Raw genomic sequence first — 22,800 nt, 5'->3', positions numbered from 1 at the left:
GTAATCGTACGATTATTTCCGGTGTGGGTAAGTTACCCCACCGGATTTTTTGTTTGACCGACAATATGTTAACCATGACGAGAGGGCGGGACGTCGGAATGTATCAGTTGCGTAATACCGATGATGAGATGTTCACTTCGTCGGCGTGCGGGTGTTACCGCATTATGTCTTTTTGTCCTGATATTCCGTCACCGTCGCAGGGATGGCCGGTTATCTACCTGCTGGATGGCGCTCGCTACTTTCCTGTCGCGGTTGCATTAATAGAGGCGTTGGGTCGCCCGCGCTGTGGTATGGAAAGCGGTATGGTTGTCGCCATTGACTATAACGGCACAACGCGACGTGAACGGGATTATCGCCCGGCCGTTGAGAATATTGTGCCCGAAGTTAATCCGTCTGGCGGGTTTTATCCGTCGGGGATGGCGGGTGATGCAGAAGGATTTAGACGGTTTATCCAGACCGAGTTAAAGCCATTTATTGCCAGTAAATATCCCATTGATCATCGGCGTGAAGCGTTGTTTGGTCACTCTTATGGCGGCTTATTTACCGTTGATACGCTGCTGGCTGCCCCACAGAATTTTCAGCATTTTTATGCCGCCAGCCCCTCCGTTTGGTGGAATGGTGGTTACCTTATGCAACAGGCGGCGCGTTTTAATCCCGATAGGCTATCGCAGCGCGTAAGTTTGTCTTTATCCGTGGGGGAATATGAACAATCGCTGGAACCTTGGGAATGGCAATTGCCCGATGAGCAGCGTGAGGTGTTGCGTCAGCATCGGTATCAGCGACGCATGGTTGATGGTATTCGCGAACTATCGTGGTCATTACAGAATCGTTCATCGAATTTAGCGGTGAAATTGGATATCTACCCTGAGCAGTCACACCAATCTGTGCCGCTGTTTGCGCTACAACATGCTTTACGTTCTCATTTTCATGGCTCTCGCTAACAGGAGCGTGTCAGCAAACCGAATGGCAGAATGTGTTCACCGATGCTTTTGATGCTGTTGAAATCAAGGGCAAAAGATCGTTTTTAACGTTGCCACAATTTTTTCCACGTCCCGATTTTCTATGCGGTAGTACAGCGTCTGAGATTCGCGCCGATAGGCGATCAACCCTTCATCGCGCATTTTAGCCAGATGCTGCGATAGCGCTGACTGACTAAGGGGAATATGTTCAAGCAGTGCGCCGACTGACATTTCACCCTGCTCGATCAGCAGGCAAAGCACCAGCAGCCTGTTTTCGTTGCCAATCGCACGCAGCAGTGCCGAGGCTTTGGATGCCCCCTCCTGTAAGAAGATCCGATCTTGTTCATTTAATGCCATGTTGCCACCGTGATACTACGTTTGATAATTTAGGTAAATCTAATATATTGACGAAAGCATATGCAATCGATTTCTGGAGATGTTTGTTGATGACGGCAAAAGATAAAATAATGGGTAATTTGGCATCAGAAGGTAAGCTCGTCTCCCAAAAGGAGCGTGTATGGGATAGCCACTTCTGGAACCAGCGTTATGCCACAAGTGATTATGTTTATGGTACGACACCTAACGCATTTCTGGTTTCACAACGTCATCGATTCTGTCCGGGAATGCGCGTGCTTGCCGTGGCCGATGGTGAGGGACGTAATGGTGTTTGGTTGGCCGAGCAAGGGTTGGATGTGGTGTCGGTTGATATTTCTTCGATTGGACAACAGAAAGCTGACGCGTTAGCCGCTGCGCGTGGGGTTGAGCTGAATACGGTATGTGCCGATCTCAGCGAATGGGACTGGCAGCGCGAACATTTTGATGCGGTCGTCGGCATTTTTTTTCAGTTTGCCACCCCGGTTCTTCGTCAGAAGCTATTCACGGGGATGTGCACGACGCTGAATCCTGGCGGATTAGTGATATTGCAAGGGTATCGGGAAGAACAAATAAATTATGGAACCGGTGGCCCTGCTGCGGTTGAGCATCTATACAGTGAATCATTGTTGCGAACAGCATTTGGTGAGTTAGATATTCTCCATTTACGTTCCTATGACGAGATATTGAAAGAGGGACAATCTCATCATGGTCTGTCAGCACTCATCGATTTGGTTGCGCAGAAAAGGTGAGGGTTGCGTTTTTACGATAACGGCCACGGTGACGGATTTGTTGCGTATACCACGACACGCTCTGCGTGTTCTACACTGTGTGGGATAAGCGGTTCACGCTATTGGGGATAGTTTGTGCCATCAGGAGCATGCTATTCTGCGGAGGTCAGCATGGATAAGACTCGTTTCTGGCAGATAAAACGGTCAGGATGATTCAATAAAAATTAATGTTGCTATTATGTGAACAATTTAACAATCAATTCAAATCCTGATATGCTGACGAGGCTGGGCCGGACACTCTATTACCTTACATCCACAAGCTTACACCCAGGCATGGACATTAAGACCGGGAACAAGAGCGCCGGGCATAACGAAGACAATGAGAGCGAGGAGAAAGTCGTGCTAGAAGAATACCGTAAGCACGTGGCCGACCGGGCTGCACAGGGAATTGTTCCCAAGCCATTAGATGCCGCGCAGATGGCGGCGCTGGTTGAGTCACTAAAGAATCCACCGGCGGGTGAAGAAACCGTTCTACTTGATCTACTGATTAACCGCGTGCCTCCCGGCGTTGATGAAGCGGCGTATGTGAAAGCCGGTTTTCTGGCGGCGATTGCGAAAGGTGAGACGACCTCTTCTTTAGTGACACCAGAGAAAGCCGTTGAGCTGTTGGGCACAATGCAAGGTGGATACAATATTCATCCATTGATTGATGCGCTGGATAGCGAAGCCTTAGCCCCTATCGCTGCTGAAGCGTTATCTCATACCCTGCTGATGTTCGATAACTTTTATGACGTGGAAGAAAAGGCTAAAGCCGGTAATGCTTATGCCAAACAGGTCATTCAATCCTGGGCCGATGCTGACTGGTTCCTGTCCCGTCCCGAGCTGGCGGAAAAAATTACCGTTACTGTCTTTAAAGTGACCGGTGAAACTAACACCGATGACTTGTCTCCGGCACCTGATGCCTGGTCGCGCCCTGATATCCCCCTGCATGCATTAGCCATGCTGAAAAATGCTCGTGAAGGTATTGAGCCCGATCAGCCGGGCACGGTTGGCCCAATCAAACAAATTGAAGCACTGAACAAGAAAGGTTTCCCACTGGCTTATGTCGGGGACGTAGTCGGGACGGGGTCTTCGCGTAAATCGGCCACTAACTCGGTTCTGTGGTTCATGGGCGATGATATTCCGCACGTGCCTAACAAGCGAAGCGGTGGCGTGGTGCTGGGTGGTAAAATTGCGCCAATCTTCTTTAACACGATGGAAGATGCCGGAGCGTTGCCGATTGAAGTGGATGTCAGCAACCTGAATATGGGCGATGTGATTGATATCTACCCCTATAAGGGAGAGATTTGCCGTCATGATACCCACGAAGTACTGGCGACGTTTGAGTTGAAAACTGACGTGTTACTTGATGAAGTTCGCGCCGGTGGGCGTATTCCGTTGATCGTGGGTCGCGGCCTGACATCTAAAGCACGTGAGTCTCTGAATTTGCCATACAGCGACGTATTCCGCGTAGCCAAAGCGGCGGAAGCCAGTAAGAAGGGCTTTTCGTTGGCGCAGAAAATGGTGGGGCGTGCCTGCGGCGTCGAGGGGATTCGACCAAACGAATACTGTGAGCCGAAAATGACGTCGGTGGGATCGCAGGATACCACTGGGCCGATGACGCGTGACGAACTGAAAGATTTGGCCTGTCTGGGCTTCTCTGCCGATTTAGTGATGCAGTCGTTCTGCCACACGGCCGCTTACCCCAAACCAGTTGACGTGACGACTCACCACACGCTGCCGGACTTTATCATGAACCGTGGCGGGGTGTCTTTGCGGCCGGGCGATGGGGTCATTCACTCCTGGCTTAACCGTATGTTGCTGCCTGATACAGTCGGTACTGGTGCCGATTCACATACCCGTTTCCCTATCGGGATCTCATTCCCGGCGGGCTCCGGTCTGGTTGCATTTGCTGCCGCGACGGGCGTGATGCCGCTGGATATGCCGGAATCTGTTCTGGTGCGCTTCAAAGGTAAAATGCAGCCGGGTATTACGTTACGCGATCTGGTTCACGCTGTTCCGCTGTACGCGATCAAGCAAGGTTTGCTGACTGTCGAGAAGAAAGGCAAAAAGAACATTTTCTCGGGTCGCATTCTGGAAATCGAAGGTCTGCCAGATCTGAAAGTCGAGCAAGCTTTTGAATTGACGGACGCCTCGGCAGAGCGCTCTGCGGCGGGTTGTACCATCAAATTAGATAAAGAACCGATCATCGAGTATCTGAACTCCAACATCGTACTGCTGAAGTGGATGATTTCGGAAGGTTACGGCGATCGCCGTACGCTGGAACGTCGCATTGAGGGTATGGAAAAATGGCTGGCTGATCCACAGTTGCTGGAAGCCGATGCGGATGCGGAGTATGCCGCAGTCATCGATATCGATCTGGCTGAAATTAAAGAGCCAATCCTGTGTGCGCCAAACGATCCTGACGATGCTCGCTGGTTGTCTGATGTGCAGGGCGCAAAGATCGATGAAGTCTTCATTGGTTCTTGCATGACCAATATTGGTCACTTCCGTGCGGCGGGTAAATTGCTGGATAGCCACAAAGGCCAGTTGCCAACCCGTCTGTGGGTGGCGCCGCCAACTAAAATGGATGCGGCGCAACTGACCGAAGAAGGCTATTACAATGTCTTCGGCAAGAGCGGTGCGAGAATTGAGATCCCCGGCTGTTCGCTGTGTATGGGTAACCAGGCGCGTGTGGCGGATGGTTCTACGGTTGTTTCTACTTCGACCCGTAACTTCCCGAACCGTTTGGGGACGGGTGCCAATGTGTACCTGGCTTCGGCTGAACTGGCTGCTGTTGCATCGCTGTTGGGACGTCTGCCTACGCCAGATGAATATCAGGTCTATATGGATCAGGTGGATAAAACGGCACAGGACACCTATCGCTATCTGAATTTTGACCAGTTAGGTCAATATACCGAGAAAGCCGATGGCGTGATCTTCCAGAGCGCAGTCTAAATCGCTATAGTTGCGCACGCGTTATTGAAGGAGGCTCCGGTCTCCTTTTTTTCTGCCCATTTTTCGCTGGTGGTGAGGGGGAACGTGAAAGATGAAAGGCCGGTCACTGCGACATAGCGGGTGGGGCGCTACACTGAATAGAAGAGACATCACAGTGAGGATGGCATCATGGACTATGAATTTTTGCGGGATGTAACGGGTCAGGTAATTGTGCGAATGTCTATGGGACATGAAGCGGTCGGGCATTGGTTCAATGAAGAAGTGAAAGGCCAACTGACCGTGCTGGACGAAGTGGAACATGCCGCCAGTTCCGTTGCCGGTAGCGAGCGACAGTGGCAAAAAATCGGCCACGAATACACGCTGCTGTTAGATGCGGAAGAGGTGATCATTCAGGCTAATCAGTTGGAATTCACTACGGATGCGATGGAAGAGGGCATGAGCTATTACGATGAAGAAAGCCTCTCTCTGTGTGGTTTGGACGATTTTTTAGGTTTGACTGCGAAATATCGCGAGTTTGTACAGGAAAAATAATCGCTGGTTCATTATTTGAGCCATATTTATTCTCTAAGCTGTCTTAAAAAAACGGCCCAGCATAGCTGGACCGGATGAAATATATGAATCGGTATCATTTTTTACAGCGTAATTTTGCTGTGCCTTTTATCAGCGGGTGGACTCTGATAATTCGTATTCTTCCTCGACAGAAATCGGCTCTACTTTCCCCATCAGGAACAGGTAATTAATGATCCCCAATAGGACTAATGCGGCAGAGAAAATTAAAGCATAGGTAAATGATCCTGTTGCGGCGACAATCGCCCCGGTAATAATTGGTCCAACAGCTCCGCCCATATTTGATACCGTGTTTTGCAGCCCTGCGACCACAGAAACCATATTTTTGGGCGCTACATCGCCGGGTAATGCCCATACCTGAGACGCTGCCACTGTTGTACCTGATTTAGCAATACACAATAAGATTACCGTGAGGACAACAGAATCAGTAAGTGGGGCAAAGCCAATACAAAGTGCCATTAGCAAACCAATCGTAAGGAATAATTTCCGGGTTGCTGTTAGTGACAAAATTTTCTTGTGTGCAATTTTATCTGAAGCCCAACCAGCGATAACTTCAATAATCATACCTGATAATAATGGCAGCGCGGCGACGATCCCCATTTTTATAAAGTCCATTCCTTTTTCCTGGACTAAATAAGTTGGCAACCACGTAATAAAGAAGTAGGACGTGTAATTGATGGTAAAGAAGCCCAGACACATAGCCCAAATATTACGATAGCGTAAAAGTTGGTACCACTTCATGGGGAGCTTGGTGCCTGAACCATGTTTTTGTACCTGGCCATTGCGGATATAATCAACTTCTTCTTTGCTGATTTTTTTGTGATCTTCCGGATTTTCAGCATAAATAAAATACCATGCGATAACCCAAATAATGCCGACTGAACCAATGATCGCAAATGTCCAACGCCAGTCGATCATATAAATCATCCATACGATCAGTGGCATGGCAACAGCACCACCAAATTTCGATGCGCTGTCAAATAATCCCGATACGGTCGCTCGCTCGCGATCCGGGAACCATTTTGCTGCAATCCCCGCATTGCTGGGATAAGCGGCCGCTTCCCCAACCCCGAGTGCGACACGCAGTGCTAATAATGATTTGAATCCGGTTGCAAGTCCCATTGCAGACGTTGCAATTGACCACCAGGCAACGGCTAAACCCAGGCCTTTCTTTTGTCCGAATCGATCGGCAAACCATCCGGCAGGAATTTGTAATAACGAATATGACCAGAAGAAAGCGGCCATAATGAAACCCATCATCTCTGGCGTTAGGTGTAATTCGCTAATAAGATGAGGGGCTGCGGCTGAGAGTACGGTTCGATCAATATAATTGATAGCGATAGCTAACCACATTAATGCAGCGATCCACCAACGTATTGATGTTTTTTTTGCGGCGATATTATTCATGATTATTCGTTATCCTGTCGGTATAATTTATCCGGCGATATATACCCGTCATACTTCAAGTTGCATGTGCGTTGGCTGCGTTCAGTCACCCGAATCACTTACTTGAGTAAGCTCATCGGGATTCCTTCTCTTGCCGCCTTCCTGAAACTTGAATTATTTTGGGTATAGGGTACTTTTTTATCGGGTTATTAATGTCTCTAATCAATTACCTATTTTTATTCCCGTCATATTTCAAGTTACTTATACGTTAGCGAAATTTGACTTGGCCCATCCATAGGCCTTCTCCCCATCGGGATTAAATGAGAGACATCCTGTCTTGTCCTTCGCTTGTCGCCTTCCAGTCACTCGGATGACTTAAGGGTATGTCTATAACTTATTCATAATATTTAATGGTTTTTGATGATGGATAACATGGTTGATAATCTGTTCAACACAATGTTTCCCGATTTCACTAATGGCTCCGTCGGTATAACCGGCAATATGGGATGTCGGAATAAAGTTATCCAGCTCAAACAAGGAGTGAGTTTTAATTGGCTCGTTTTCAAATACGTCAGCCGCTGCACCTGCGATTTTCTTTTCGATAAGCGCTTGATACAACGCATTCTCATCAACAACGCCGCCACGCGAAACGTTAATTAAATAAGCGCTGTTTTTCATTTGGCCGATGCGTTCGGCATTGAAAAGATATTGGGTCTCTGGCGTTAATGGCGTATGTAATGTGATGAAGTCACTTTCTTTCGTTAGTTCATCTAAGGTGACGAATTCAATATTATTTTCTTTAGCAAAATTTTCGTCGGGATAGAAATCATAAGCAAGCACCCGCATGTTAAATCCACGTGCGCGTAATGCTACCTGCTTGCCGATATTACCTAATCCAATAATTCCTAATGTTTTCCCATAGGCATCAGTGGCAAAAATTCTTGGCCATTGTCCCGCGCGGGTTTGTTTCTCTGCCTGGGAAATTTGTCTGGCGCAGTTTAAGAGCAAAGAGAACGCGAAATCGGCGACAGCATGCTTATTGGCATTGGGCACGTTAGTCACATAGATATCTCGTTTGCGCGTCTCATCAAGATCAATGTTGTCAACGCCAACACCATGTTTGCAGACGATCTTTAAATGAGGTGTATGTTGCAAAAGTTCCGCATTCACTTCTGTAAACGCCACAATCATAGCCACTGCGTCTTTAAGATGCGGTATTAACTCGTTCAATGGGGTATCTGCTGGCAATGCGACCACTTCAAACCCGTGTTTTTCAAGATCGATAATGGGTTGTTGGTCGTATTTCGCAAAAGAAGGAGAAGTAGAAATAACTTTCATTGTTATATACCTATCTCATAGTGAATATTGGCGGAGCAGCCTGGGCGGCCCCGCCAGTCGTCTTAACCGGCAAACTGAGCCACGATACGACGAATGTTTTCTTCGTCCTGAGCCGAGAATTGGATGGGGTAGCGGCTGACACCGACATCATGACCCATCAGCGTCAGTGCTTTCTTCACAACGGCAGGTGAGAAGGCAATGGCGTACAGCGTCTTGCGTAATTCAGCAACTTGTTCCTGAGCTTGATGAGAGCCTTCAATGTCTCCCGCGTGGAAACGATGCCAGATCTGGCTGATGGGTTCTGGCGCGACGTTTGCCAATCCAGAAATACAGGCTGAGCAGCCATCAACAAAACCTTGATGAATCAGTGAATCAGGGCCATTCAGAACGTTAAAGCCTTCTACACCTTTCACCGCTTGCAAATAACCACTCAGGCTTTCATAGCTGCCTGCACTGTCTTTGATACCGATGATGTTTGGGTGATCCGCCAACTTACGTACGGTTTCTGGTGCCAGCGTGTTACCTGTGCGAGCTGGAATGTTGTAGAGGAAGACGGGTACCGTTAGTGCATCGGCGACGGCGGTATAGTGAGCAATCAACTCTTCTTGTTTCAATGGAATAAAATACGGGGTGATCACGGAGACGGCATCGACACCCAGTGCGGCAATGCGCTTCCCTAGCTTGATCGTTTCGCGTGTAGAGATTTCACCGATATGACCAACGACCGGGACTTTACCCGCCACTTCATCAACGCATGTTTCGGTTACCGCTACTTTTTCATCGGTATGTAAAACGAAAAACTCACCGTTGGTACCGTTACAGAAAATACCATTGCCGTATTTCATTTGGCGCTGTACCTGAAGGCGCAGTGCAGCAGGATTGAATTCACCCTGTGCGTCAAACGGCGTAACGATAGCAGTGAGTACTCCAGCAATTTTCTTACTCATTAATCTTTCCTCATTCATACGTAGTCAAAAACGAAAGTTTTAAAACAGCGTTAAATAAATTTCGCGGACATCATCGGCACTGACCTGTGTCGGTACGTTCTTCATCAGACGCTGAACCTGTAGCGCAGCCTCAACCAGATAGGGCAGATGCGATTTTTCTACGCCGAGCTGTTGTAGTGTGTCAGGCAGGTTGAGACGCTTGACCAGATCGGTGAAATAAGCCACCAGTGCCTGAGCTTTTTCCGCTGTACTGAGGGACAACTCCGCATCGGGTAACAGATCGTAAGCTTGCGCAAATTTTTCCTGCGCGGCGGTTTGTACAAAACGCATACAAGGCGCGAGTAGGATGGCATTCGCAGCGCCGTGGGGAATATGGTACTTACCGCCAAGAGGGTAGGACATGGCATGCACCAGGTGAGTACCTGAATGAGCAATGGCCGCACCGCCATAGTAGGAGGCCCACAACATATTCAATTTGGCTTCCAGGTTTTCTGGCTCGCGTACGGAAGCCTCAATATTGGCAAATAATTTTTTCAAGCCGATCAACGCATAGTTATCACTGACTGGGTTGGCGATGGTCGATGTGAAGCATTCGATCAGGTGGCATAACGCGTCGATCCCTGTCGAGGCAGCAATATGGGCAGGCATGCTGATAGTCAGTTCAGGAACCAGAGCAACGTAGTCTGGCAGCATAACCGGCGTGATAATGCCGACTTTAGTTTCTTTTTCAGGGATGGCTAAGATCGCGTTGGGCGTGGCTTCGGAGCCTGTACCCGCCGTCGTTGGAATCAGTAAGGACGTCGTCCGGCGTGTCGGTTTCTCTCCGGCCAACAGGCTTTCCAGCGTGACGGCATCATCACCCGCACATAAAACAGAAAGCAGTTTGGCTACATCCAGTACGCTGCCTCCTCCCACCCCGATAACCAGGTCGGTACGGGTTTGAGGAAGTTGCGCCAGTATGTTGGCGACATCATGTTGGCTGGGTTCGGCGGGAACATTATCTACCAGCAACACCTCTGGAATTTCTTGTTTCACTTGTTCGATCAGTGTCTGTACATCAGGCAGGCTGATGATGTTCTTGTCTGTCACAAACAGCACATGCTGTTTGCCTGCCATAAGATGGCGAATATCCTGTAATACCCGGTAGCCACTGATGACTGTGCTATTGATGTTCATGTGTATTACCTTGTTTTTTACCCATGTTAACAAATGGTGTTGATTTTTTTTAATCAAATTGACTGTTGTTAATCAATCAATACGGCCATTTGCTCGCTTTCGTGGCTATTTTATAAGTTAAATTCATTTTAAATAATTTGAGATTGCTCACATATAATCAAATATGATTTAATATAATCATTGTCAGCAAATTGATAACCCGAGGATAAAGTATGCCGACAGCGCAGCAGACAGCCGTTCATGTATTGGTCGTTGCGGATGACTTTACCGGTGCAAATGATGCCGGTGTCGGCCTGTCTCTTAACGGTGCTCAGGTCAATGTGGTTTTTGACATTAACAAGTTACAGCGTGACTTGTTGGGTGATGCGGTTGTGATTAATACCGACAGTCGTGCTGTCAGCTCAACGCTGGCTGCTCAGCGTACCGCTAAGGCGATTGAGGCATGGTTTTCCGCCGGGGGGAGAGGGTGGGTCTTTAAAAAGATTGATTCTACTTTACGCGGGAATATAGGTGCAGAAATCGAATCAGCCCTCGTTGCGACAGAAGCGCCTTTCGCGCTGATTGTTCCCGCCTCACCGACATTAGGGCGTGTGACCCGCGAGGGGCAGGTTTGGGTTAATGGTTGCCTGTTGACCGATACTGAATTTGCCAGCGATCCAAAAACGCCGGTGATATCAGCTTCTATCATGGCGCGAGTTGCGGAACAAACCACCTTGTCGGCTGTTGAAATCCATTTGTCGGCAGTGCGTGAGCCTGACCTGGCGCAGCAATTACATCATCTGGTTCAGGCCGGTGTAAGGCTGGTGGTTATGGATGCAGAAACGCAAGACGATCTGATAAAGATTATCAGTGCTGCCAACTCGTTATCGTTCCGGCCGCTATTGGTCGGATCATCTGGGCTAAGTGAAGCGCTGGCACAACGTCTTCATTTCCAACCGAAATCATATCGGCCATTGCTTGCGGTAGTTGGGTCAATGAGCGATATCGCTCAAAAACAGATCGTGGCCGCTAGCCATAAACCCAATGTCAATATTATTGATGTCGATATCAATGCGTTACTTTCAGATTCGGCGTTGACGGAAATTAAGCATTGGCGTGATGACATCATTACCACGCTGGTACAACGGCAGCACTGCATTATTCGCACCTGTCACCGCGATAGCCAGCGGTTTGAAATCGATGACTTGTGCCGACACTACGAACTGAGCCGTCAGCAGCTTGGTGAAACGATCAGTCGTGCGCTGGGAGAACTGGTGCGCAGTATTGTGGTTGATAAAAGAATCATGAATCAACAACGGCTGGGTGGGCTGTATTTATCCGGTGGCGACATAGCGATTGCGGTGGCAACGGCTTTGGGGGCTAGCGGCTTTCAGATTAAGGGGCAACTCGCATCCTGCGTGCCTTGGGGAACATTGCTTGACAGTGTGGTCGGCGATATTCCCGTCATGACTAAAGCGGGCGGTTTCGGCAATGAAACCACTCTGCTAGACGTTTTTCGTTTTATTGAGGAGAAGGCCAGTGAGTAAAATTATCGCAGTTACTATGGGTGACCCGGCGGGGATTGGGCCGGAGATTATTATCAAGTCTCTGGCCGAAGGAGAACTTTCCGGTGCGCCTGCCGTTGTCGTTGGGTGTGTACAGACGCTGCGTCGTATTCTCGCGCTGAATGTCGTACCCGCCGTCGAGTTGAAAGTGATTGATCGACCTGCCGATGCTGTTTTTACACCCGGGGTTATTAACATTATTGATGAGCCTCTGGCTGATCCAGAGACGTTAAAACCGGGTCTGGTACAGTCGCAGGCTGGCGATCTGGCCTACCGCTGTATTAAGCGCGCCACCGCATTAGCAATGGCGGGAGAAGTACATGCTATCGCTACTGCACCACTGAATAAGGAAGCGCTCCATTCGGCTGGGCATCTTTATCCGGGGCACACCGAGTTATTGGCCAAGCTAACCAACAGCCGTGACTATGCGATGGTGCTTTATACCGATAAATTGAAAGTGATTCATGTTTCAACACATATCGCATTGCGTAAGTTTCTTGATACCCTTAATCGCGATCGGGTTGAGACGGTGATTGCGATGGCAGATACGTTCCTGAAACGTGTCGGTTTCTCTCATCCTCGTATCGCGGTGGCGGGTGTGAACCCACATGCCGGTGAAAACGGGCTTTTTGGGGATGAAGAGATCAAGATTGTTACACCGTCCGTAGAAGCCATGAAAGCCAAAGGTATTGAGGTATACGGGCCGTGCCCACCGGATACTGTCTATCTGCAAGCTTATGAAGGCCAGTACGATATGGTGGTGGCAATGTATCATGACCAAGGACATATTCCGCTGAAATTGCTCGGTTTTTATGATGGGGTAAATATTACTGCGGGATTGCCTTTTATTCGTACCTCTGCCGATCACGGTACGGCTTTCGATATCGCATGGACGGGAAAAGCGAAGTCTGAGAGTATGGCGATCTCAATCCAGCTTGCCATGCAGCTCGCATAATTTACGCTTAGTGACAGGCTTCTCACGACGAGAGCCATCAATCCAGAGATAATAAGAGCGGGTGTAGGGAGACGTCATGTCTCCCTTGCGTGAGATAATCGTGTTGTCGTTTTATCGGCATCTAAGGGTTAAATGGATGCACATCGTCGAGGAGAAAACATTGAGCGATGCTTTGCGCATAAGCGGAGAGAAAGTGACAGGGCAAAGCCGTCTGGATCAGATTATGGACTATCTGAAGAGTCATAATCTGGTAACGGTAGATGAATTAGTTTCCGTCATTGATGCTTCCCCTGCGACGATCCGTCGCGATCTGATCAAATTGGACGAACAGGGAGTGATTAGTCGCAGCCATGGCGGCGTTACGCTTAATCGTTTCATTCCCTCTCAGCCGACAACCAATGAGAAACTGCAACGTAATTTGCAGGAGAAGCAGTCGATCGCGCGTTATGCCGCCACGCTGGTTCAACCGGGAAGTGCCGTGGTGTTGGATGCGGGCACTACCATGCTGGAGTTGGCTCGTAATCTGACGCATTTACCGTTACGTGTGATTACCGCTGACTTGCAAATTGCACTATTTTTGTCCGAATTTAAACAGATTGAGGTGACCATTATCGGTGGTCGCATTGACGATAGCAGCCAGTCATGTATTGGCGAGCATGGTCGTCGTCTGCTGCGTAGCATTTATCCCGATATCGCTTTTATTAGCTGTAATTCATGGAGCCTGGAAAAAGGCATCACGACGCCGACCGAGGAAAAGGCAGGCGTAAAGCAGGATCTTGGCCTGAATGCCAGCCGACGGGTATTGCTGGCTGATAGCAGTAAATACGGTGCTTACTCTCTGTTCTGTGTCGCACCGCTTACGGACCTAACCGATATTGTCACCGATACAGGGTTACCTCCTGACGTGCAAGCCCAGCTTAAGGCTCAGCCTTTTCATCTGAAATTGGTTTAACGCAGTTGGGGGAGACACTCCCCGACTCCCTCCTCATTGTTTCTACGGTCACGAGCCGCGTGCTGATATATGCCCGCGGTTTACTCAACGTGTTGTGTTCGTTTTCCGCTGCGGATCTCGTCTTCCTGAAAATTTCATTTCCTGACATGCATTCTGTGATCCAGTGACCATTTCTTAACTCTGTCCTCAGCCGGTTATTTACTCATCATAAACTGCGGTGCTAGCATTTCTGTTATGTAATATAGAATTGTGTTTTATAATGTAAAACAAAATAAACGAAGCGTTTGTCATGAGGCCATTAGCATTTGCTGACGTGCGGCGCCTTCCTTCCTTGATATTTGATGCTGTAAGGAGAAGTAAATGGGATTTGCCACAAAATTTGCCGGAATCATTCCACCGGTGTCTTCGATCTTTGCTGCCGATGGTTCGCTGGATGAAGCAGGGATGCAGCGTGTGATTGATCACTTGGTTACTGCGGGTGTGAATGGCTTGTTTTTCCTCGGTACGGGCGGTGAGTTTTCGCAAATGTCAGCACAGGAACGTATGGCATTAACCGAAGCCGTTGTGCGTATGGTAGACCATCGTGTGCCTGTCTTGATTGGTGTGGGTAGCACAAATACACGTGAGGCTGTGGCATTGAGCCAACACGCCCAGGAAGTTGGGGCTGATGCGATTGTTGCTATTAATCCCTATTACTGGCAAATCACCGAAGAAAATCTGATGGGATATTACCGTTCGATTGCCAAGGCCGTCACGTTGCCCGTGATCCTGTATAACTTCCCGAAACTTACTGGGCAGGATCTGTATCCAGATTTAGTGAAACGACTGGCAGATGCCAATGACAATATTGTCGGTATTAAAGACACCATTGATTCGGTTGCGCATCTGCGTGACATGATTACCACCGTGAAATCTGCACATCCTAATTTCAGCGTGTTCTGCGGATTTGACGATCATCTGTTGAATACGATGTTGATGGGAGGGGACGGTGCGATTTCCGCCAGCGGTAATTTTGCACCGGAGTTATCCGTCGGTATTTATCGGGCTATTTGTGATGGCGATTTGGCTCGCGCTGGTGAGATGCATAAAACCATCCTGCAATTGCCGCGCCTTTATCAAATTGACAGTCCTTTCGTCAATGTAGTGAAAGAAGCTATGCGGTTAGTTGGGTTGGATATTTCGACGTTCTGCTTGCCACCAACGCAGCCGCTGAATGACGCCCAGAAAGCACAGGTTCGGCAGACGCTGGTGGATGCTGGTCTGTTACCAAAGTAGTCGCGAATCGCCGATCGTTTTTTATATTGAGCATACTGTCGTGATTGCTGTTACCCAGGGTAAACAGTGATTTTCATTCTATAAAGATAAGTGAAGAAGCCATGTCTATTAATACGATCTTTAATCAAGACAATGCGCAGATCTATAACGTTCAGACGCATGCAGAAGGTCCGCAGGGTGCGCTGCCACTCACTCCGGAAATGTTGATTGATTCACCGAGTGGCCATATTTTCGGCCTGACGCTCAATGCGGGTATGGGATGGGATCCGAACAAGCTATTGGGTAGTGAAGTCCTCATCCTGGGTACGCAGGGCGGGATCCGTGATGCTGATGGTAAGCCAGTTGCGTTAGGCTATCACACGGGACACTGGGAAATTGGTTTGCAAATGCGTGCTGCTGCTGAAGAAGTGGCTCTGCACCGTGGCGTCCCTTTTGCTGGCTATATTAGCGATCCTTGCGATGGTCGTTCTCAGGGCACGACCGGTATGTTTGATTCTTTGCCGTACCGTAACGATGCCGCGATGGTGTTTCGCCGTCTGATTCGTTCTCTCCCTACCCGCAAAGCCGTTATTGGCGTCGCTACCTGTGATAAGGGTTTGCCTGCCATGATGATCGCGCTGTCATCCATGCATGCTTTGCCAACTATCATTGTTCCCGGCGGGGCCACGCTGCCGCCCACGCACGGTGAAGATGCCGGTAAAGTACAAACCATCGGCGCACGTTTCGCTAACCAGGATTTGACGCTGGAAGAAGCGGCGATGCTGGGTTGTCGGGCATGTGCTTCGCCTGGCGGCGGATGTCAGTTCCTTGGTACGGCTGGCACGTCACAAGTGGTTGCTGAAGGTCTGGGATTGGCGTTGCCGCACTCTGCGCTTGCGCCTTCTGGACAGGCCGTTTGGTTGGAAATTGCTCGTCAGTCGGCACGTGCGGTGCTTACGCTGGAGCATAAAGGGCTAACCACTCGCGATATCATAACGGATAAAGCTATTGAAAACGCGATGACGGTCCATGCGGCATTTGGGGGATCGACCAATCTCCTGCTGCATATTCCGGCGATTGCTCATGCTGCCGGTTGTCGTGTTCCAGGGGTAGATGAGTGGACGACAATCAACCGTCGCGTGCCGCGTCTGGTTAGCGTATTGCCTAACGGGCCAGTCTACCATCCGACGGTTCGCGCATTTTTAGCGGGCGGCGTACCGGAAGTCATGCTGCATCTGCGTGCGTTGGGGCTGTTGCATGAAGATGCGATGACGGTCACTGGCGAAACGGTGGGTGACAACTTGGCGTGGTGGGAAACGTCCGATCGTCGCAGAATCTTCCGCGAACGTTTGTTAGAGTTGGATGGCATTCACCCGGATGAGGTGATTATGAGCCCAACGCAAGCACGTACTCGTGGCTTGACATCGACCATTACGTTCCCAGTCGGCAATATTGCGCCGGAAGGGTCTGTTATTAAATCAACTGCGATTGATGATTCGGTGGTCGGGGAGGATGGCGTCTATCGGCATACCGGAAAGGCCAGCGTCTTTACTTCCGAAGAATTAGCGATCAAAGCCATTAAGCATGGTCAGGTCCATGAAGGCGATATCATGGTGATTATCGGTGGCGGGCCATCCGGTACTGGTATGGAGGAAACTTATCAGGTTACCTCCGCGCTGAAGCATTTACCCTATGGCAAACATGTCTCACTGATTACCGATGCCCGTTTCTCTGGCGTATCAACGGGAGCCTGTATCGGGCATGTTGGTCCGGAAGCGCTGGTAGGGGGACCAATTGGTAAACTGCGTAACGGCGATATCATTGAAATCATTGTTGATCGTCAAAAATTATCCGGTTCTATCAACTTTATTGGTACTGACGACAAACCGCTGACGCCGGATGAAGGCGCTGAAGAGTTGGCGAAACGTGAAGCGCATCCTGATCTGAGTGCGCATCCTGACTTACCGGATGATACGCGTCTATGGGCGGCATTACAGGCGGCCAGTGGTGGAACATGGACGGGATGTATTTATGATACCGATAAAATTATCGAAGTATTACAAGCTGGTGTTAAAGCATTAAATAAATAGGCTCGACAACATAGTTTTTAATTAATAAAAAATTAACGTTATATATTACCGTAGATTTTATTGAGTCTACGGTAATAAGAGTAAGTTGATTATGTGATTTGATAATAAAGTGTGGTTTAGCTTTATACTCTACACCCAAATAATTCAGGTGATAAATTTGCCAGAGTTCGATTTGAACATAATCAATCACTGGCAATGCAAAGTATGATTTGATAGTTTGAACAACAGTTTGAATAGTAGTCTTAATTAATCTGGCTAATGCTCTGTGCCTCAATTTTATTAGGCGCAGAGGATAGTTGTATGTCATGTGTCATGAATGAATGGTCTGAATACCAGGGAAATATAAAAACGGAAGTCTATCTTGCCTTAATAATATAAAAGTTGGAGCTAATAAGATGCCTTTATTTATTGTCTGTATCGGGATTTTTTTCCTGCTAATATTAATTATGAAGTTGAAGTTAAATACCTTTGTGTCCTTGCTTATCGTCGCATTTGGTGTCGCGCTGGCGTTAGGTATTCCACTTAATGGTGTCGTGAAATCTATTGAAAAAGGGCTCGGAGGGACATTAGGGCATATCGCGCTGATCTTCGGCGTCGGTGCCATGTTGGGGCGACTTATTGCGGATGCTGGCGGTGCTCATCGTATAGCTGTTACGTTGATTAATCGGTTTGGTGAACGCCATATCCAATGGGCGGTAGTGATTGCGTCGTTTATTGTCGGGATCGCGTTATTCTTTGAAGTAGGATTGGTGCTGTTGATTCCTATCCTGTTTACCATGTCGCGACAGTTAAAGGTTTCTATTCTGCACCTTGGTATCCCTATGATTTCCGCTTTGCTGGTGACGCATGGGTTTTTGCCACCGCACCCAGGGCCAACCATGATCGCGGGTGAATATGGCGCAGATATTGGTACCGTATTATTTTATGGCATCATTGTCGGTGCACCGACGGTCGTTATTTGTGGCCCGGTATTTAATAAGTTTGCAAAGAAAATTGTTCCAGAAGGCTTTAATAAAGTTGGGAATATTGATTCCTTAGGCCAGCAAAAGACATTTGATATTGAAGAAACGCCGGGATTTGGCATCAGCTTATTTACCGCTATGTTACCTGTGATATTGATGTCGATCTCTACCGTGATATCGATGGTTCAGCAGGAAATAGGATTAGCCGATAATTTATTGATCAACGTGATTAAATTTCTCGGTGATGCCTCTGTCGCGATGATCATCTCTTTGCTGTTTGCCATTTATTCAATGGGATTGTCACGAAATATTGCCGTAAAAGACTTGATGTCCTCCTGTAGCTCTGCGGCTGCTGGTATTGGGATGATGCTATTGATCATTGGGGGCGGTGGCGCATTCAAGCAGGTATTGATTGACGGTGGCGTTGGGACGTACGTTGCAGCACTGTTTTCCGGTACATCAGCGTCGCCTATTCTTCTGGCCTGGGGCGTTGCCGCAATTCTGCGTATCTCTCTTGGGTCTGCGACCGTTGCCGCAATTTCTACTGCTGGATTGGTAATCCCTACACTGGCACAGAGTGATGCAAATCTGGCATTGGTCACTCTGGCGACAGGAGCCGGGAGCGCAATTGCCTCTCATGTGAATGATGCCGGTTTTTGGATGATCAAGGAATACTTCGGATTAACCATGAAAGAAACGTTCGCTACCTGGACTTTGCTGTCCACGCTAGTTTCCGTTTTCGGTCTGGCATTCATTTTGATGTTAAATATGGTGATTTGAGTTTGGTTGGCGGGTGGTAAGATCACTCTGGCAATCCGTCCTTCAGCAGAAGGGCGGATTGTTATCGGGTTGAGGATTGTTATTGGGTGAGAATTGTTATCAGGCTATAGTTGAAGCGCTTTCATCGTCAGCCCATTACCCCAGATTGCTTTATTACTTCTTTTCAGACTTAATCGCTTTACCGGACCAGTAACCTGCCAGTAGTGAACCAGAAAGGTTATGCCATACGGAAAACAGTGCGCCTGGCAGGGCAGCCAATGGTGAGAAATAGAGTTTGCCAAGCGTTGCGGCCAAACCGGAGTTTTGCATGCCGACTTCCAATGCCAGAGTACGGCAGGTGGACTCATCAAAGCCGAACAGCTTGCCTCCCCAATAACCACCGAGTAGGCCGATAGCATTGTGTAAGATGACCGCGATGATGACGACCAGACCAACGGAACCAATAAAGCTCTGGCTACCGGCAACCACAGCACTGATGATCAGCAAAATGCAGAGCATGGAAAATGCGGGTAGATAAGGTTCAATACGTTTTACTACCGAATTCATCGAGTGATGAATAATCAGGCCTAGTCCGATAGGAATCACCACAATTTTCACAATGCTGAGTAGCATACCGACGACATCTACCTGAATCTGCGTATCGACATAGAAGCGTGTCAGAAGCGGTGTCGCAAACACGCCAACCAGCGCTGATACCGATGAAATCGTTACTGATAGCGCGACATCTCCCTTTGCCAAATAGATCATGACGTTAGATGCTGTGCCGCTGGCAACGCTCCCCACTAAGATCATGCCAGCAGAGAGGTCGGGCGGCATCTGGAACAGTTTTGCCAATCCCCAGGCAGCTAATGGCATAACCAAATAGTGCAGAAAGGTACCCGCAATTACCGGCGCAGGTCGAACCAAGACGCGTTTGAAATCGCCAATATTTAATGTGACTCCCATACCAAACATAATGAGCATGAGCAATGAGCTAACCCAAGGGCCAATGCCAATAAAGGTTGTAGGAGAATAGTACGCAGCAACCGACAGTAAGACAGCCCACAGAGGGAACAGTCGGGTCATTTTGGCGAGCATGATCAGGATTCCTTATAACTTTGTTGTGTTTTATTTTGTGTCGCTGCCGATCTCCCGGAACGAGGGCAGACAGCCGACGAAGCATGGTACATGAACCTGATGAGAAAAAAGACCCAACCAGTGAAATTGACAGAGAAATGTATTGGGCGGAGGAAATAAAGAGGAGAGGGTAGAGGCATTTAGGACGATGTCAGGCTATCGATTATGCCAATATCGTGGAAGCACGGGATGAAGCACTTGTTGGCATCCATTCCCCTGTGCTTCTTGCGTTGATCACGATGAATAGGTTATTAGCCCGTTCAGTACAACGTGCCTAGTGATTTCAGCCTTCGTAACCCAGTCGCTGAGATAGTGCTTTGGAGGCGGTTTTCATTAATTCAATGTAATCGTTGAACTCTGTTTCAGAAACGCGATTAGTCAGCGTGGACATACTGATTGCCGCGATGATATGGCCCGCGTGGTTTCTTATCGGAACAGAAATACAGCGCACACCTTGCTCGTTTTCCTGATTATCTAAGGCATAGCCATTCTGACGTACAAACTCAAGTTCTTTCAGGTAGGCTTCTTTATTGAGAATGGTATTGGGTGTTTGTTGGGTGAAATTGTAATCTTGCAATAGCGTGTTAACTTCATTCTCAGGATTGAATGCCAGCAGCACTTTCCCAATGGCCGTTGCGTGAATAGGTAAACGTCGTCCAATGCGTGAGAACGTGATGACAGCCAGCTTGCCTTCCACTTTGTCGACGTACACACCTTCTTTGCCATCAAGGATAGCCAGATGCGTGGTTTGGCCGGTTTGTGAGGCGAGATCCAGCAGATAACTGCGTGCCTTTTCACGAATATCGATGGAGTTAACGACCAGATTACCGCGTTCAACCAACTTCATACCTAATCGGTATTTGCCATTTTCCCGGTTTTGATCGATATAACCCGCAACCTGTAATGTTTTTAGCAACGAATGCAGCGTACTTTTATGTAAACCCATCTGGGTACTAATATCGGTAATTTTGATCTCAACATTGTATTCGTCGAAAAGGTCCAGAATGCGTAAAGCTCGTTCTACCGATTGGATGATTGGCATAAGAAAACCAACTGCTTATGAGGGAAAAGGGAATTTTTGAATGGTACTACGTCAGTCTGGGTAAATCAATTTGCTACTTTTGGGCATTTCAGACCGATCGTGTCATTATCGAAACCGTTTCACGCTAAAATGATTCTATTTACGACACAAATCATTTAACCGTTATTGGTGATGTTTCCCATTATACCTTTCATACTTCAAGTTGCTTGTGCGTTGGCTGCGCTCATTACTCGGCTCATCCATGAGCCTCGCCCCGTTGGGGCCGCTGCAAGCCGCGTTCAAATCTGCTCCCGGCAGATTTGTCACCCGAATCACTTACTCAAGTAAGCTCATCGGGATTAAATGAGAGACATCCTGTCTCTCACCGAAGGCCAGCCAAAGGCTGGTCAAATTCGTTCCCGACGAATTTGTCCCTCACTTGCCGCGTTACAAGGCCATAAATGGGCCTTGCCCTAAAGGGTCAACGCAGAGCGTTGTTCAAAACGCTAACGTTTTGTCATGCAACTCGAATTATTTTGGGTATAGGCTAGGTTATGCGACGTATAATCTTTTCCTGATAATCGTCAGCCCGATGTTTATGCAAATAGTCCGTGACTTCTTGTTCCCAGGATTCACCTTTGCCAAGCACGGCACGACTATAGGTTGGGGCATAAAAATAGCGAGTATCATAGAGATTGATTAGCGTTTGATTGATGCCATCAATATTGCAATCAGGACGGTGTAACTGTTGTCTTTCTAGCGCTTGTAACACCCTTGTTTGATGTTCAGGATCCGATTTGAATGTTTGCTCACTGAACTCGCTGAGTACGAGAAACTGAGGCGGTATTTTCTCTTCAATGGCGGCCTGTAAACGATAGTGACCATCGAGGATAATAAATGATGCCAACCCTGCGATATACCATACTAAAATAGGCGGTAAAGTACCTTCTCTGCATTTTTTACGCCACCACTTCAGTCGTCCTGTTTCCTGTTTAATGGGGTATCGCCCAAGGAGTCGATCTTCACCCCACCACCAATCCACCAACGAAATACGTTCGGGAGTGGTGAGATCGGGAAAATTTTCACCGTAGAGTGTCCAGTTACAGTTGATATTATTTGTACTGGGTGGCGTTTGGAAATGCCAACGTTCGATTGGCTGCTTTTGTTCGAGGGGATATGGTGCAGTCGGCGTGACGGGAAACATGGGGCGTAACAACCAGCGTCTGGCGGACAGTAGCGGGACAGGAGCGTCCAGCAGACGACGAGCAAAATAACGACACCATTCGCTGCTCCATGCTGACGCGCCGCGACGTTGAATCCATTCTACGTCTTGTGATGTCACCGGCGGCAACAGCGCTTGCTGATCTGAATGAGCGTCGTTCATCACCAGCCAGACACCGGAATGATCATTCAGCATTGAGGCCCAGAATAACGGTATTTCACGAATGTACAGTGCCATACGGCCATTATGACCACTGCGCATTTCCATTGCCGATGTTGTTGCAGAATCGGCCTGTTTATACAGTTCTAATCCTTGCCAACGGTTATTTCGATCAAGAAGATCCTTCCACCAGTGGTGTGACATCAACTATTTTTCCTTATAGTTAAACCTGACGCGCTTCATTTTCGCTATCCTTTTTGAGGCCTACATCC

The 22,800-nt window shown here is 48.3% G+C and carries 18 protein-coding genes; 10 read left to right on the top strand and 8 right to left on the bottom strand.

Going from position 1 to position 22,800, the window contains the following annotated elements:
- Nucleotides 1-98 precede the first annotated feature (98 nt).
- Entirely contained in the window at nt 99-941 is an 843-nt protein-coding gene (locus ACKPVM_RS07080; RefSeq protein WP_409308118.1) for an alpha/beta hydrolase, read from the top strand.
- 63 nt (nt 942-1,004) lie between these two features.
- Here the strand turns inward: ACKPVM_RS07080 and ACKPVM_RS07075 are convergent, their stop codons facing one another.
- Nucleotides 1,005-1,316: an ArsR/SmtB family transcription factor gene (locus ACKPVM_RS07075; RefSeq protein ID WP_409308116.1), complete on the bottom strand. Its 312-nt coding sequence runs from the start codon at nt 1,314-1,316 to the stop codon at nt 1,005-1,007.
- An 89-nt stretch (nt 1,317-1,405) separates the two neighbouring features.
- Here ACKPVM_RS07075 and ACKPVM_RS07070 point away from each other — a divergent pair, with 89 nt between their 5' ends.
- The 3 genes from ACKPVM_RS07070 (at nt 1,406) to yacL (ending at nt 5,590) form a co-directional block, all read left to right on the top strand.
- Complete coding sequence (locus ACKPVM_RS07070) at nt 1,406-2,083, top strand: SAM-dependent methyltransferase (protein WP_409308114.1); 678 nt, start codon at nt 1,406-1,408, stop codon at nt 2,081-2,083.
- A gap of 378 nt (nt 2,084-2,461) precedes the next feature.
- Nucleotides 2,462-5,059 (top strand): bifunctional aconitate hydratase 2/2-methylisocitrate dehydratase, encoded by a 2,598-nt coding sequence (gene acnB, locus ACKPVM_RS07065; RefSeq protein WP_409308112.1) that lies wholly within the window; start codon nt 2,462-2,464, stop codon nt 5,057-5,059.
- Nucleotides 5,060-5,227: 168 nt separating this feature from the next.
- Complete coding sequence (gene yacL / locus ACKPVM_RS07060) at nt 5,228-5,590, top strand: protein YacL (protein ID WP_409308111.1); 363 nt, start codon at nt 5,228-5,230, stop codon at nt 5,588-5,590.
- A 129-nt stretch (nt 5,591-5,719) separates the two neighbouring features.
- Here yacL and ACKPVM_RS07055 read toward each other — a convergent pair whose 3' ends face one another.
- The 4 genes from ACKPVM_RS07055 to ACKPVM_RS07040 all read right to left on the bottom strand — a co-directional run bounded on the left by ACKPVM_RS07055 (nt 5,720) and on the right by ACKPVM_RS07040 (nt 10,473).
- A complete protein-coding gene (locus ACKPVM_RS07055) occupies nt 5,720-7,033 on the bottom strand; it encodes an MFS transporter (RefSeq protein WP_409308109.1) in 1,314 nt (437 codons plus the stop codon).
- Nucleotides 7,034-7,399: 366 nt separating this feature from the next.
- Complete coding sequence (locus tag ACKPVM_RS07050) at nt 7,400-8,350, bottom strand: phosphoglycerate dehydrogenase (protein ID WP_409308107.1); 951 nt, start codon at nt 8,348-8,350, stop codon at nt 7,400-7,402.
- A 62-nt stretch (nt 8,351-8,412) separates the two neighbouring features.
- A complete protein-coding gene (locus tag ACKPVM_RS07045; RefSeq protein ID WP_409308105.1) occupies nt 8,413-9,297 on the bottom strand; it encodes a dihydrodipicolinate synthase family protein in 885 nt (294 codons plus the stop codon).
- 39 nt (nt 9,298-9,336) lie between these two features.
- Nucleotides 9,337-10,473 carry an iron-containing alcohol dehydrogenase gene (locus tag ACKPVM_RS07040; protein WP_409308104.1) on the bottom strand — a complete coding sequence of 379 codons (1,137 nt, stop codon included), beginning with the start codon at nt 10,471-10,473 and terminating at the stop codon, nt 9,337-9,339.
- 212 nt (nt 10,474-10,685) lie between these two features.
- On the opposite strand from ACKPVM_RS07040, the gene dtnK reads away from it, so the two are divergent.
- The 6 genes from dtnK to ACKPVM_RS07010 all read left to right on the top strand — a co-directional run bounded on the left by dtnK (nt 10,686) and on the right by ACKPVM_RS07010 (nt 19,010).
- The gene (dtnK, locus tag ACKPVM_RS07035; protein WP_409308102.1) at nt 10,686-11,999 is read left to right on the top strand and encodes a D-threonate kinase; all 1,314 of its coding nucleotides are present in this window, start codon (nt 10,686-10,688) and stop codon (nt 11,997-11,999) included.
- Nucleotides 11,992-12,972 carry a D-threonate 4-phosphate dehydrogenase gene (locus ACKPVM_RS07030; RefSeq protein WP_409308101.1) on the top strand — a complete coding sequence of 327 codons (981 nt, stop codon included), beginning with the start codon at nt 11,992-11,994 and terminating at the stop codon, nt 12,970-12,972. Before dtnK ends, ACKPVM_RS07030 begins: the two co-directional genes overlap by 8 nt.
- Nucleotides 12,973-13,108: 136 nt before the next feature.
- Nucleotides 13,109-13,924 (top strand): DeoR/GlpR family DNA-binding transcription regulator, encoded by an 816-nt coding sequence (locus tag ACKPVM_RS07025; RefSeq protein ID WP_409308099.1) that lies wholly within the window; start codon nt 13,109-13,111, stop codon nt 13,922-13,924.
- Nucleotides 13,925-14,284: 360 nt separating this feature from the next.
- Nucleotides 14,285-15,199, top strand: a complete 915-nt coding sequence (locus tag ACKPVM_RS07020) for a dihydrodipicolinate synthase family protein (RefSeq protein WP_409308097.1) — start codon at nt 14,285-14,287, stop codon at nt 15,197-15,199.
- A 101-nt stretch (nt 15,200-15,300) separates the two neighbouring features.
- Complete coding sequence (locus tag ACKPVM_RS07015; protein ID WP_409308096.1) at nt 15,301-17,268, top strand: YjhG/YagF family D-xylonate dehydratase; 1,968 nt, start codon at nt 15,301-15,303, stop codon at nt 17,266-17,268.
- 395 nt (nt 17,269-17,663) lie between these two features.
- Nucleotides 17,664-19,010, top strand: coding sequence for a gluconate:H+ symporter (locus ACKPVM_RS07010; RefSeq protein ID WP_409308094.1), 1,347 nt, complete (start codon nt 17,664-17,666; stop codon nt 19,008-19,010).
- 153 nt (nt 19,011-19,163) lie between these two features.
- Here ACKPVM_RS07010 and panS read toward each other — a convergent pair whose 3' ends face one another.
- The 3 genes from panS to ACKPVM_RS06995 all read right to left on the bottom strand — a co-directional run bounded on the left by panS (nt 19,164) and on the right by ACKPVM_RS06995 (nt 22,732).
- Complete coding sequence (gene panS / locus ACKPVM_RS07005) at nt 19,164-20,087, bottom strand: ketopantoate/pantoate/pantothenate transporter PanS (protein WP_409308093.1); 924 nt, start codon at nt 20,085-20,087, stop codon at nt 19,164-19,166.
- A 322-nt stretch (nt 20,088-20,409) separates the two neighbouring features.
- Complete coding sequence (locus ACKPVM_RS07000) at nt 20,410-21,168, bottom strand: IclR family transcriptional regulator (protein ID WP_409308091.1); 759 nt, start codon at nt 21,166-21,168, stop codon at nt 20,410-20,412.
- 526 nt (nt 21,169-21,694) lie between these two features.
- Nucleotides 21,695-22,732: a hypothetical protein gene (locus ACKPVM_RS06995; RefSeq protein ID WP_409308089.1), complete on the bottom strand. Its 1,038-nt coding sequence runs from the start codon at nt 22,730-22,732 to the stop codon at nt 21,695-21,697.
- Nucleotides 22,733-22,800 lie beyond the last annotated feature (68 nt).

Origin of the sequence: Pectobacterium hainanensis, from assembly GCF_046237015.1 — a bacterium.
In the GTDB taxonomy this organism is placed as follows: domain Bacteria; phylum Pseudomonadota; class Gammaproteobacteria; order Enterobacterales; family Enterobacteriaceae; genus JBJYIN01.
Note: the sequence above shows the minus strand (reverse complement) of the source record. Positions and strands in the feature narration are given on the sequence as shown.